Here is a 12,693-nt window from a genome sequence, read left to right as displayed (position 1 = left end):
AGCTCCGCTACCAGGGCGCTCCGGCGCCTTGCGATGCACGGCACCAGACCACGCGACCTGATCGGACGCTCATAGTGCAAGGACCCCTAACTCTGGCGCCGTGAACCTTTTGCCCGTGATCGACGGACCGGCCGTGCCAGGCGGCCGTCGGCGCAGTGGGCTGCGCGCGGTCGGCGTGGCCCTGATGATCCTGGCGGCCGGCACGGACCTGCTGGAAGCGGGCCTCGTGGCGGCACTGGGCACGCCGGGCAGGTACAGCGTGACGCCGTGGCTGCAGCCCACACCTGCCGCTGCCGCTGTCCAGCGATCGGCTGGCAGGGGTGCTGGACCGGCTGGACGGGCCTGCCTCCCGGATCATCGTCGGCCTGGTCGCCATCCATGCCGTGCGCGCCGTGGAGATCGCCCGCCTCGACCTGGCCGATGCCGACGTGGTCCGGCGGACGCTGGCGGTGCACCGCGGCGAGCACACCCACACCGTCTGTCTCGACGACCTGAGCGCCCGCCTCGTGGCCGACTGGCTGCGCGAACGCATACGCCGCTGGCCCCAGGCCAGTAACCCGCACCTGATCATCACCACCCACTCCTATCGGCATCCGGCATCGCCACAGCTCAGCTACTGTGCCCTGCGGGCTGCCTTCGACCAGGTCGGACTGCTGCCCCGGCAGGTGTGGGCCGACCGCATCCTCTATGAGGCACGAGAGACCGCCGACCCCGTACACCTCGTCCGTCTCTTTGGCATCCACCCCAACATCGCGGTGAAGTACGTGCACGCCGCACATCCGGACAAGGCCTGCCCCGCATCCGCTGACCGGGCGGCTGGTCCGGTGCACTTGCTGGTCACCAGCCGGTGACGCGCTGCCAGATGTCCTGGATCTCCGGTGCGGTGTTCGTGGTTCGGGTGCTGTCGATGACGTGGTAGCCGTGATGCTGGGCGGCGGTGGCGCAGGCGTGGTTGGGCAGGATGCGCAGGCGGGTGCCGACGGGCAGGTCGGGCAGGCGGGCGCCGTCGCGGGCGGTGAGGGTGCCGTGTTCCTGGCTTGCGGCCGTCATGACCAGGTCCGGGATGAGGTTGCCGTCCAGATCGGTGACCAGTCCGTAGCCCTGGTCCTGCGCCTGGACGGCAGTGCCGCGGTCGCGGGACATGGCCATCCAGCCGCCGTCAGTGACGACCCATCCGTACTCGGGGCGGTGTCCGATGACGGTGACGACGACCGACAGGGCGATGTCCTCGATGCGGCAGACGCCGATGCCGGCCATCACCAGGTCGAAGAAGACGAAGTTGCCGGCGCGCAGTTCGGTGACACCGGTGAGGTCCTCGGCGGCGTGGGCGGTGGGGGTGGAGCCGACGCTGACGGTGGCCACGGGCAGGCCGGCCGCGCGCAGCCGCTCGGCCGCGACGACGGCGGTGTCGCGTTCGTTCTTCGCCGCCAGGCGCTGTTCCTCGCCGGTGTAGGCGAAGTACGACTCGCCCGCGTGGGTCAGCACTCCGTCCAGACAGCCCGCGTCATGCAGGATGCGGCCGGTCTCGACGAGCTTGGGTGCGTCGGGCTTGAGGCCGCCGCGGTGGCCGTCGCAGTCGATCTCGATCTGGGCGGGGACGGGGAGGCCGGCCTCGCGGGAGGCTTGGGCGACGAACTCCGCCTGCTCGGTGCTGTCCAGCAGGATGCGCAGGGTGACGCCGCGGCGCAGCAGCTTGAGGACGCGCGGGAGTTTGTGGGGGTCGATGCCGACGGCGTAGGTGATGTCGGTGTAGCCGCCGTCGGCGAACGCCTCGGCCTCGGCGAGGGTGGAGACGGTGACGGGGCAGGGGGTGCCGTGGTGCAGGAGGGCGGCGGTGTCGAGGCTCTTGGCCGTCTTCAGGTGAGGGCGCAGGGCGACTTGAAGCCGGTCGGCCCTGGTTGCCAGTCGTTCGATGTTGCGCCGCACCTTGTGGGCGTCGACGACGGCGAACGGGGTGCCGGGATCGGCCAGGGTCCGGGGGGTGCCGGGGCCGGCGGCGGTTGCCGGGTTGTTCACAGGGAGATGTCCATCTTCTTCAGGAGGGCCAGGCCCAGATACAGGTCCTGCACGCCGATTCCGGAGCTGTCGAAGACCGTGATGTCGCTGTCGTCCGTGCGCCCCGTGGCGCGTTGGGTGAGGACCTCGCCGAGCGGGGTGAGGACCGTCTGGGCCGGGGCATGCTGGCTTTCGCCCATACGGCGGGCCTGCTCGGGAAGGTCACAGAAGACACGGGCGCGGGCGAACAGTTCGGGCGGGAGTTCCCGCTTGCCGGGGGCGTCGGCGCCCATGCAGGAGACGTGCGTACCGGGGCGGACCCACGCAGCCTCGAACAGCGGCGGAGTGTCGGCCCGGGCGGCCGTGGCGGTGACGATCACATCGGCCCGAGCGCAGGCTTCTTCGGCGCCGACGCTGCGGGCGGTATGCCCCTGGGCTGCCAGTACCGCGGCCATCCGCTCGGCACGCTCGGCGGTGCGTCCCACAACCAGGATCTCACCGATGGGCCGGATGCGGCTGACGGCCGCCACCTCGTAGCCGGCCTGGTGGCCGGTGCCGAAGATGGCCAGCGTGGTGGTGCCGGCGCGGGCCAGCAGGTCGACGGCGAGGGCGTCGGCCGCGGCGGTCCGGTAGGCGTTCGCGGCGCCGACCTCCAGGACGGCCGCGATCCTGCCGATCGTCTGGTCCAACAGCAGCAGGGTGGAGTGGTGGCGCGGCAGCCCGTGCTCGGTGTTGCCCGGCCAGTAGGTGCCGATCTTCACCCCGGCGTGGGTCGCGGACGCGGATGGCTTGAGGGTGAACTGGTTGCGCGGGTCGGACCCGTGTACGGCGAGACTGGGAAAGACCGTGCCGTCCACCGTCGCGGCGAAGGCGGCGCGGGCTGCTTCCAAGGCCAGATCCTCGTCCACGAGCGCGGCGGTCTGCTCCTCAGTGATGTGCAGCAGAAGGCGCGCGGCCGGTGACGGGCCGGAGCCGGTCGAGGAAGCGGGCACGGGGCCGGTGGCCGATCCTGCGGCGTGCACGAAATGCCCCTTCACTTGGCGTAGTTGTAGACGGTCGCCCGGGACACGCCCAGCAGGTCCGCGATGGCCTGTGCGGCATCACGCGAGTCGAAATAGCCGTCCTGGTGCAGCTGCCGCACCAGTGCCTTCTTGTCCTCCCGCCCCAGCGACCGGGGAGTCGCTCCGCGCTCCGCGGCCAGCTCCTCCACCGCCTGGCGCAGCTCGCGCGCGCTGCGGTCCCGCAGGGTCTCCAGGGCCTGCTCGCGGTGCTCGGTGTCCGTTGCCACGAGGTTCGACAACGCGAGCGTCACCGGTGACAGCACCGACACGTCGAGGTTCAGGCAGAGAGCCGCGATGTACTCGCCGGCGGCGTTCTTGATCCCGATGGACGTGCTCTTCGCCGGGCGACCGTCGGGGAACTGGTTGGGGTAGTTCTGGATCACGCTGGGGTAGCCGGAGTCCTCGATACGAGCCAGGCCCAGCTCGGTGACGGAGTCCCCGACCTCGCGGCCCGAAAGGTTGTTCTCGATCACTCGGATCGCGTGCTGCGGATCCCGCAGGTCGTGCAGAACGACCTCGCACAGGCCCGGGAACATGCGGCCCAGCGCAACAGCGATCTTCTCGGCCTCACGGATGAGGTGCTCGTCCGCCTCAGCCGAGGCCGAGGCGACGATGCCCTCGCGTTCGCCCCTCTCCACACCATCAACAACGCGTGCCACAAGGCCCCCATCTTCAAAACCTGACTAGATTACTATTCTATTTCTGGATAATGAGTCTAAGAATCCTCTCGGTGATTGTCCAGCAGCCCTTCAGGGGTTCTTTCAGAATGCTGGGTGCTTGCGGGCGAGGGTCATGCAGTGGGCGAGCTGGAGGAAGGCGTCGTGCATGTCGTCTCGGGCTTCCCAGCGGGTCCGTAAGCGGTGAGGGCCGTGGAGCCAGGCGATGGCGGATTCGGCAACCCACCGCACAGGGCCCAGGCCCGAGCCGTGTGGCTGTCCGCGCCGGGCGATCTTCGGGACGATGCCGCGCTCGCGCAGTCGGCGACGGTTGCTGTCGTGGTCGTAGCCACGGTCGGCATACAACGCCCGGGGCTTGCGCCGGGGCCGGCCCCGCTTGCCCCGCACCGGCGGTACGCCGTCGACCAGCGGCAGGAGCTGCGTGACGTCGTTGCGGTGTCCGCCGGTGTGCGACACCCGCAGCGGGGTGCCGTGCGCGTCGGTCAGCACATGGTGTTTCGAGCCCGGTCGCGCACGGTCAACGGGACTCGGACCGACTTTTGGGCTGCTTCGCCCCCGCCTGGCCTGCACCTGCGAAGCGTCAACGGCGACGCGGGAGAAGTCCAGGCGGTCTACCGCCCGCAGCCGGTCCAGCAGCACCCGCTGAAGTTCCTCCCACACCCCGGCCTGCTGCCATTCGGCCAGCCGCCGCCAGCAGGTAGGTCCCGAGCCGAAGCCCAACTCCTGCGGCAGGTACTCCCACTGAATGCCGGTGTAGAGCACGAACAGCACACCCTGCAGCGTCTTGCGGTCATCGATCCGCTTACGCCCCGGATACCGGAACCGCCGCTCATGCTTCGGCAGCAACGGCTCGATCACCGCCCACAACTCGTCACTGACCTCCCACGGCTTCCGCCGCGACATGGCCACCCCCACACAGCACGGGATCACATACCTCTCCACCGTGCCACAAGGAGATCATTCTCCAAGGACCCCTAAAATCTGGGACGGTCAGCCCGGAGCTCTGCTCTCCCTGCCTGGTCTCATCCACCGACCGCGGGGCGGGTCAACGGCCATTTGTAATCCCCGGTGGCGGCCAGATGTTCCACGCACTCATGGCCGACTCGGCGGGCTCTGATCCACTTCTTGTGGGGCGGTGACGCGGCGTCACAACTGGCTGGAAGGATGGCAGTTCGTGTGATTGCAGCGTGTTCTCAACGACCTTCTCCCATCTGGAGTCCGTGGTGGTGGAGGAGACCACGGTGGACGGCGACGGGGTTGCCCTCGCGGCGCGTACGGTGACCCGGGAGGCGGCCTGTCCTGGGTGCGGGTCAGTGTCCAGCCGTGTCCACGGCGGATACCGGCGGCGTCTGGCCGACCTCGCGGTTGCCGGGCGGAAGGTCGTGATTGATCTGCTGGTGCGGCGGTTCCTGTGCCCGGTGACCGAGTGCGGTCGCCGTACGTTCGTCGAGCAGGTTGAGGGGCTCACGGAGCGGTTCGCTCGGCGGACACCGTCTCTGCGGCGAACGCTGGAGCAGATCGCGCTGGCTCTGGCTGGACGCCCGGCGGCGCGGCTGGCCAAGCACCTCTCCGTCCCGACGAGTGTGAACTCCCTGCTCAGACTGGTGCGCAGGCTTCCGGACAAACAGGTCGGCGCGGCACCGCGAGTGCTGGGTGTGGACGATTTCGCCCTGAAGAAGGGCCACGTCTACGGGACGATCATCTTGGACATGGAGACCGGGGAGCGAGTGGACGTCCTGCCTGACAGGACCGCGGACACCCTCGCCGCCTGGCTCCGCGCACACCCGGGAGCGGAGATCGTCTGCCGGGACCGGGCCAGCGCCTACGCCGAGGCCGTGCGCACCGCCTGCCCCGACGCGATCCAGGTCGCGGACCGCTTTCATTTGTGGAAGAACCTGTGCGAGGCCGTCGAGAAGTGCGTTGTCGCGCACCGAAGTTGCCTCGCCGAGCCTACCGAGGACGCGTCCCCTGACGACTCCGCCACGCAGGAGCCCGAGTCGGTGCACCAGGAGGTGCCGGCTCCGATGGAGGGGCTGCGCGCGATACAGCGTCGCGAGCGCCACGCCGCCGTGCGCGCCTTGTACGACAAAGGTGTGCAGATCCAGGTGATCTCCGAGGTGCTCGGGCTGGACCGCAAAACGGTGCGCCGGTACGCACACGCAGCCACCCCCGAGGATGTTCCCTCCGGGACCGGCGCACGTCGTAGCGGACGCATCCACCCCTACCTCGCTTATCTGTACCAACGCTGGAACGAGGGCTGCACGGACGCGGCCCGGCTGTGCACAGAGATCCGCGAACAGGGCTACCGCGGCAGCGAACGTACCGTCCGCCGCCACCTGCAAGACCTCCGCGCCAGCGGCAAACCCGCACCCGCCAAGCCAGATGAGCTGACGGTCCGCAAGGCCACCTGGATGCTCACCGTCCACCCGGACAAACTCGACGAGAACGACACGCTCAATCTCAAGCAACTCCTGTCCCGCTGCCCCGAACTGGACGCCGTCGCCGACTGCGTACGCTCCTTCGCCCAGATGATGACCGAGCGCCGCGGCAACGACCTCGACGACTGGATCACCCGCGCCGGGAACACCGGGCTCAAGCCGCTGTGCAGCCTGGCCCGTGGCCTGCGGCAGGACTTCGACGCGGTCACCGCCGGACTCACCCTGGACTGGAGCTCGGGCAAGGTCGAGGGCAACATCAACAGGGTGAAACGGATCAAGAGGGACGGGTACGGCCGGGCTGGCTTTGACCTCCTCCGCCGACAGATCCTCCTTGCGGACTGACCACCGTGACGCTCCGCGATCAGACCACCCGAAGTGGAATAGCGTCTGTCGCGGCCACGTCCCCCCGCCAACGTCCGTCATGTGGACCTCTTGGTCATCATCTTGCTTATCGTTTCCCACCCTCCTTGCTCGCAGCATAGGTTGATGGAGATTTCCAGTGCCTCCTCGCCCCACGAGACGTCGATGTCATCGTAGGACATCGCAAAGTCATGGGTAGGACATACGTAGGGTGAGGTCAGGTTTCGAGCGAAGAATCTCTCGAAGGTCAACTGTATTTCGCTTTGTCGGATGTCTCCCGGAGGATCGGTTTGGTAGACGTTCTGCATCCAGTCCAGGGAAATCCTGCCCTCCCCTTCCTGAAGGCTGGGAAGGCGGGCGCTGGGAAGCCATTCGAAGTGCCGGTACTGGAAGTTCACACTGCCGTACTCGTGGTGGGCATACCAGTTTCTGAAGGCGCGGGCGAGGGGTGTGGTCGTCTTTATGATCGGCGGTAGGTAGCGTCTGGGCGCGAAGCAGTCGGCGAGGGACGTAGGTGGGGGCGAGGAGGCGCCTGCGGAGATCGCTACCGTACGCACGGTCAGTTTGAGGAGTTCTTTCGCCGAGGCGGTGCTGAGCAGACGGCGCGATGCTGACCAGGTGCGTTCGAGCATGGCCTCGGCGCGTGCGGGATATCCGAGCTCGGATCGGATGGCCGTGTACTCCTGATAAGCGACCTCTTTGATGTAGTCCTCGAAGGTGTCCACCCACGGACTGCCAAGGCTGGAGGCCAGCGGAGAGACAGCGCCCACAAGTTGCGGGTGGTAACTGGCCGCGACGGCGTTCAGGAATCCGAGCATAGTGGCAGAGACTGAACTTCGCGCCGCACGTCTGAGTCTTCGTACAGCGGCGGAGAAATCCCGCAGCGGCACGTCGATTTGCACCCGAGCGTCGATTCCAAGGAGCAGGTGATACGTCGTGCTGTGCACCAGCAGAAGGTCCGACCACGACCTCTGCTTCTCGGGTGCCAGCTCTGTCACATGGCCCTGAGGGCCTCCGAACGGGTGACCCACTACATCGATGCGCTCCGGGTCGAGACCAAGGTCGGAGGCAATGGGGCGGAAGGCGAGATTCACCCTTTCTCTTATCTCGTTGGTCGCGTCTAGGACGCGGGTCAGTCTCCGCACCGCCGGGGGAGTGTCAGCTCTGGCTTCGGCAAGGGAGCTGCCCGGATCGGCCCCCACAGCGGTCGCGCCCTGGCTAACGAGTTCGCTCACCAGGAAGGGTAGGGCCCCGGCGTTGAACTCGAACTCTATGCGACCATCCCAGTCCATCTGGGACGTGATCGGGAAGAGCAGTGCATCGAGACCGGCCGGTAGCAGTACGCAGCCCGTGAGCGGGGGAGTCGAGTCCGAACCGGGGCCATCTTGCGCCAGCTCCGGGCCAGCTTCGGCTCGGCGGGGCACCGCCTCGGTGCCGGAGGAGGGCGGACCGGGCACCGGTGGGCGTAGGGAGTCCGAAGCACTCGCCAACGGTAGCGAGGTCTCCCGCGCCTGCTCCCACAGGGCGCACCACTTCTTCCGGCGGGCGGCTAGCACGGCCTCGACGTCCCGACGCCGCCGTGGATCCGCAGCGATGCACCAGCGCTCCAGGACGGAAATGAGCGACCACAGGTCGTCGAAGTCACCAGGGACGCTGATGCCGTTGAACCAGTCGGACGCCGTCGAGGTCTTCCGACCGGCTTCCCGGCACGCCCGAGCGCGCGTGCGGCCCGGATCGCCACGCAGGGCGGCCCTTTCCAAACCGGCCAGCTCGCGTTGCAACGCCGCACGTCCCGGATGACAGTTGTCGTCCCGCGTCTTCACCTGTTCTCCCGCCGAATGGTGGCTGTGCGCCAAGCTTCCCCGCCCGGGGGCCGCTTCGCACGACCTTCCCGGCAGAGGGCAGCTGGCGACCGCTCCGCCAGCGGCCATTTCCCGACTGAGTACGCCCCGGATCGTCCGGCGCGTCCGGTCCGGTTGGCCGGACCGGACGTCCAACGTGGCCACTCTTCCCAGTCCGTCCGGCGTGTCCGGATCGGCTGGCGACGTGCTCCGCCATGCCGTGTCCTAGCACCCGACACCGCACTGAGGATGTGAGTACGAGGAAGCGGAGGGCGTGTCTGTGGTTGCTTTCACGGTGCTGTTGGCTTGTGCATTGGTGGTGCTGGGGGCTCTGCTGGCGGGGGCTGGTGCGGGGTATCTGGCGCGTCGGGATGGTGCGTCGTACCCCGCGGCGGTCCTGCGGGCGGGAGCTGCGTTCGGGGCCACCATCGGGGTGGTGGCTGCCGTGACCACGGCGCTGGTGGCTGTGGCCGCCTTGCTGAGGTGATCCCGCGGATGGGCCCCGACCGGGCGCCCGGTTCAGTACCGGTGAATGGGCGGAGCCAGCAGCTTACGGCAGGCGGATTTGGCCGATGCCCCAGGCGCGCAGTGAGTGGAATGAGATGGCCGGGCCGGCTTCGACCTCCTCCGCTGAGAGATCCTCCTCTCGGACGGACCACCGTGACGCTCCGCGACCGGTCCACAAGAAGTGGATCTTCGGCATGATCTCGTCGAAGCCGGACGGGTGAAGGTTGCTCGAGACGGCCAGGGCCCGCCGTTCGTAGGCGGCATCGACCAGGCGGTAGAAGCCCTCGGCGGCGTCCGGTGAGACGGGCAGGAGTCCGATGTCGTCCACGATGATCAGGTCGGTGCGGATCAACCGGGTCATCGCCCGGGCCAGGGAATCGTCGGCGCGATGACGGCGGATGAGGGCCCCGAGGTCTTCGATGGTGAACCAGGCGACGGTCAGGCCGGCTTCGACGGCGGTCTGTCCCAGTGCCTCCGTGAAGTGCGACTTCCCGGTGCCGCTTGGGCCGCAGATGCAGAGGTTCTCCAGGCGCCCGACCCATTCCAGCGTCTTCAATGAGTCCTGGACCTGGCGGGTTATGGAGGACTTGGTCTCGTCCCAGTCGCCGAAGGTCTTGCCCGCGGGGAACCCGGCTCGCTTACGTCGGGTCCGCAGGTTCGCGGCATCGCGTCCGGCGGCTTCCTCGGCGAGGAGGACACGGACGACCTCGGCGGGGTCCCAGCGTTGGGCCTTGGCGGTGGGGATCAGGTCGCTCAACGCCCGTCGCAGGTACGGGAGTTTGAGCCGCTTGGTCAGCTCGATGGCCTCGGCCAGAGGATCGCCGTGGGCGCCGGAGATGGTGCGGATCGGGGTGGCCATCAGTGCTCGTCCTTGTCGTTCATGATGCCGAAGCTGGACCAGGCGGAGGTGTGCCCGGCTGGAGGCTGTGCTGTTCGGTGGCCCGGCTGGGCTCGACCGAATCGAGTCCGGCCTGATAGCTGAGGATGGAGCTGAGGTCGTTCTCCGCGAACCGCCCGGCGATCGCCGCGGCCCCAAGCGCCCGGTCGACCTCGGCGACCGAGTGGAGCTTGGCCAGGGCGACGGCCTCGGCCATCTTCGGCTTGAGGCGTCGGGCTCCGGCGGCAGCCGCCTCGATCAGCCAGGAGGCGGCGCCCGGGCCCAGGGCGAGGAACGCTGCCTCTTCCGCGGTGTTCGCCCGCGGGGTGCGGTCGGCTTCCTTGTTCTCGCGGGGCGGATAGTGCTCGGCCTTGATCGACGGATGTCCCGGAGCCGAGCGGTCGTGCCGGGCGACCTCGGCGGGGCCGTCCTCGCCGACGGCGGTGACGATCAGCTCGTCGCCGTGGAAACGGGCCCAGACCCGGGTGTCGACCAGGTGGTGCGGGACCGAATAGCGCACGCCCTCGACGGAGATGGTGGACTCCCAGTTCACCCGCCGCGTGGTGCCGAAGGCGACGGTGAAGGGCTCCTTGGGCAGCGGGTGCAGCCGTTGCTGTTCCTCGAGCAGGGCCTCGGCGGGCTTGCGGCGGCTGGCGCGGTGGACCCGGTTGTTGACCGTGTCGCAGAACTCCCGGCAGGCCGCCTCGAGTTGGCCCATCGTCTTGTACTGGGGCAGCAGGTTCGCCGAGGTGGGCACCAGGTCCGCCTTCGCGATGCGGACGGTCGCCTCGCTGCCGCCCTTCGTCTCGGGATCCGCCGGCAGGCAGGTGCGGATCGTCATGCCGTAGTGCCGTCCGACCTCGACGATCTCCGGGTTGCGGACCGCGATGTTCGCGATGTGCTCGGTCGTGACGGTCTTCTCGTTGTCGGTCAGCGCATAGGTCGGGACCCCGCCGATCCGCCGCAGCGTGGCATCCAGGCAGGCCACGATGGTCGGCAGCGTCTTGTCGAACACCGGGATGACCACCCGGAACCTCGACCAGGCCAGCCAGGCGCACCACAACGATGTACGTCTTCCGCCGATGCGCGGCCCCTCACCCCAGTCCCATTGCAGCCAGAGCGCTGGCTCGGCGATCCACGGCCGATAGACCCGGTGGTGGCCCGACCGCAGCCTCGCCTTCACCTCGGCGACCGCGCGGCGGGTGGTGCGGTCCCCGCCGGTGAAGCCCATCGCAGTGATCCGCCGGTGGACGATGTCCGCGCGTATCCGCCCCTTCGAGGCGGCCACCAATTCCTCGATCTTGTCCATGAATTCATCGATCGGGCGGGCCCGGTGCTGACGCTCGGCGGGGCGTTCGCCCGTCTCGCGCAACTTCACATACTGACTTCGGCTCGTCAGGGTGACGCTGGTTCGTCGAGGGTCAGGCCGGTGCCGGCTATGAAGCCGTCGAGGGTGCCGGGCCGGTACTGAAGGCGCTTGAGTCGGTTGCGTACGAGTGCTTCCAGCCGGTCGAGGGCTACGACCGCGAGGTTGGCCAGACTGCGTTTGACGTGCGCCCATACCCACTCAACCGGGTTAAGGTCGGGTGAGTAGGCGGGCAGTAGGAACACCGTCAGCCACTCACGCTCGGCGATCAGCTCGCCCATGGTGCGGGAGACATGGGTGTTCAGGCGGTCCCACACCAGCACGACCGGCGCCTTGACGAGCTGATGGATGCCGTCGATCAGCTCGATGAAGTCCCGCTCGCCCATGCTGCGGCGTTTGCCTTTGCCCGCCTGGTGGGTGCGCAGGCGATGGCACAGCCGGGTTCGGGAGCCGGGTCGCATGGCGATCAGCCCGGCTACGGACAGGCGTCCCGAGCGTCGACCGCTCACCGTCACCTGCGGGGTGCGGCCGCGCCGCCCCCAGGTGCGTCCCCTGGGCGGCCGCCGGGTGAAGCCTGCCTCGTCCTCGAAGCAGATGTAACCCCCGCAGGCCGCCCGGGCTCTTTTACCTCGGCCCAGGTCGCCTCCTTCCACGTGGTCACGGCCTGCTCGTCGCGCTCGGCGACCCGCCGCGCAGGGACCTGCGGGCTGAAACCGAGCCGGTGCATCAGCCTTGTCGCACCCGAGACGCTGTAGGAGACGTGGAACTTCCTGCCGATCAGCGTGGCCACCCTCGCCGCGGTCCACACCTGGTCCTCAACCCAGCCGTGTGCGGCCGGGCCCTGCTCCAGATACACGGCCAGCTTCTCCAGACAGCGCGGGGACAGACGGCACCGCGAACCGCTCGGGCCACGCGAGACCAGAGCCTGCACACCACCGTCCCGCCAGAGCTGGTGCCACTGGTAGGCCGATTTCCGGCTCACCCGCAGTTGCCGCGCGACTTCCGATGGCCTGACCTTCTGCTCGAACAGCTCGGCCGCCTGCATCCGCACGGTCTCCCGGCGCTGGCGTCCCGCAGCAGTCAGCCCGCCCCCATCCGCGTATCTCACACAGCACGTGATACGGCCACCACCCCAGACCCATCAGGGACTTCGCCAAAGTTCACCCTGACGAGCCGAAGTCAGTAACGGGCCACCGTGTGGTGGTCGACGCCGGCCAGCTCGGCCGCGGCGCGGTAACTCCCCGTGAGGTCGTACGCCTCCAGGATTTCCATGATCTTCCCTGCTGTTCTTCACACCGGCCAGCTTCGCTGGCCGGTGTCCGTCCAGGTCCGGGGAGGTATCCGGCCGCCAGTGGGGAAGCTCGCGGCCACAAAGTGCTAGATAAAAGACCGCCTACGGGGAGTATCCACAGGCCGCCGTCAGGGGCGAGCAGGCTCTCTGATCGAATGCCGTTGGGCGAACTCATCGGCGAGCATGCCCATCACGACGAGATCATGGTGTCGGCCGGCAAGGAACGCGCGATCGCGGAGGCGCCCCTCCTCGACGAAACCGAGCCGACGATGAAGTGCTA

General features: G+C 68.4%; 9 protein-coding genes and 3 pseudogenes. 2 read left to right on the top strand and 10 right to left on the bottom strand.

The features are described from left to right. The first annotated feature begins 320 nt into the window (after window positions 1–320). Complete coding sequence (locus KWI83_RS17550; RefSeq protein ID WP_218515300.1) at window positions 321–851, top strand: hypothetical protein; 531 nt, start codon at window positions 321–323, stop codon at window positions 849–851. On the opposite strand, the gene KWI83_RS17545 is transcribed toward KWI83_RS17550, so the two are convergent. The 4 genes from KWI83_RS17545 to KWI83_RS17530 all read right to left on the bottom strand — a co-directional run bounded on the left by KWI83_RS17545 (window position 838) and on the right by KWI83_RS17530 (window position 4,636). Beyond that, the gene (locus KWI83_RS17545) at window positions 838–2,016 is read right to left on the bottom strand and encodes a DSD1 family PLP-dependent enzyme (RefSeq protein ID WP_218515299.1); all 1,179 of its coding nucleotides are present in this window, start codon (window positions 2,014–2,016) and stop codon (window positions 838–840) included. The genes KWI83_RS17550 and KWI83_RS17545 overlap by 14 nt on opposite strands. Beyond that, window positions 2,013–3,017 (bottom strand): ornithine cyclodeaminase family protein, encoded by a 1,005-nt coding sequence (locus KWI83_RS17540; protein ID WP_308122087.1) that lies wholly within the window; start codon window positions 3,015–3,017, stop codon window positions 2,013–2,015. Before KWI83_RS17540 ends, KWI83_RS17545 begins: the two co-directional genes overlap by 4 nt. An 11-nt stretch (window positions 3,018–3,028) precedes the next feature. After that, window positions 3,029–3,670: a transcriptional regulator gene (locus KWI83_RS17535; RefSeq protein ID WP_218515460.1), complete on the bottom strand. Its 642-nt coding sequence runs from the start codon at window positions 3,668–3,670 to the stop codon at window positions 3,029–3,031. Between the two features lie 147 nt (window positions 3,671–3,817). Further along, window positions 3,818–4,636 carry an IS5 family transposase gene (locus KWI83_RS17530; protein ID WP_218515298.1) on the bottom strand — a complete coding sequence of 273 codons (819 nt, stop codon included), beginning with the start codon at window positions 4,634–4,636 and terminating at the stop codon, window positions 3,818–3,820. A 284-nt stretch (window positions 4,637–4,920) separates the two neighbouring features. On the opposite strand from KWI83_RS17530, the gene KWI83_RS17525 reads away from it, so the two are divergent. After that, window positions 4,921–6,513 carry an ISL3 family transposase gene (locus KWI83_RS17525; protein WP_218515297.1) on the top strand — a complete coding sequence of 531 codons (1,593 nt, stop codon included), beginning with the start codon at window positions 4,921–4,923 and terminating at the stop codon, window positions 6,511–6,513. A 77-nt stretch (window positions 6,514–6,590) separates the two neighbouring features. Here the strand turns inward: KWI83_RS17525 and KWI83_RS17520 are convergent, their stop codons facing one another. From KWI83_RS17520 to KWI83_RS38660, 6 genes and pseudogenes are all read right to left on the bottom strand, one after another. After that, window positions 6,591–7,823 carry a hypothetical protein gene (locus tag KWI83_RS17520; protein WP_218515296.1) on the bottom strand — a complete coding sequence of 411 codons (1,233 nt, stop codon included), beginning with the start codon at window positions 7,821–7,823 and terminating at the stop codon, window positions 6,591–6,593. Window positions 7,824–9,066: 1,243 nt separating this feature from the next. Further along, window positions 9,067–9,738: pseudogene (locus KWI83_RS17515) on the bottom strand (ATP-binding protein); the annotation flags it as partial. Beyond that, window positions 9,738–11,143, bottom strand: a pseudogene (locus tag KWI83_RS17510) (transposase); the annotation flags it as partial. The pseudogenes KWI83_RS17510 and KWI83_RS17515, both read right to left, overlap by 1 nt. A gap of 8 nt (window positions 11,144–11,151) precedes the next feature. Continuing rightward, the gene (locus KWI83_RS17505; protein WP_218515459.1) at window positions 11,152–11,718 is read right to left on the bottom strand and encodes a transposase; all 567 of its coding nucleotides are present in this window, start codon (window positions 11,716–11,718) and stop codon (window positions 11,152–11,154) included. After that, window positions 11,634–12,206, bottom strand: coding sequence for a winged helix-turn-helix domain-containing protein (locus KWI83_RS17500; RefSeq protein WP_218515458.1), 573 nt, complete (start codon window positions 12,204–12,206; stop codon window positions 11,634–11,636). Before KWI83_RS17500 ends, KWI83_RS17505 begins: the two co-directional genes overlap by 85 nt. A gap of 335 nt (window positions 12,207–12,541) precedes the next feature. Further along, window positions 12,542–12,693 (bottom strand): annotated as a pseudogene (locus KWI83_RS38660) (RimJ/RimL family protein N-acetyltransferase); the annotation flags it as partial.

Origin of the sequence: Streptomyces sp. TRM70350, assembly GCF_019219825.1 — a bacterium.
Classification (GTDB): Bacteria; Actinomycetota; Actinomycetes; order Streptomycetales; family Streptomycetaceae; genus Streptomyces.
The sequence above is the reverse complement of the archived record's forward strand: the minus strand, read 5'-3'. Positions and strand labels throughout refer to the sequence as shown.

Coding starts and splice junctions, on each gene's coding strand:
- KWI83_RS17520 (WP_218515296.1), bottom strand. CDS start 7,823: ATGGACTGGGATGGTCGCATAGAGTTCGAGTTCAACGCCGGGGCCCTA.
- KWI83_RS17530 (WP_218515298.1), bottom strand. CDS start 4,636: ATGTCGCGGCGGAAGCCGTGGGAGGTCAGTGACGAGTTGTGGGCGGTG.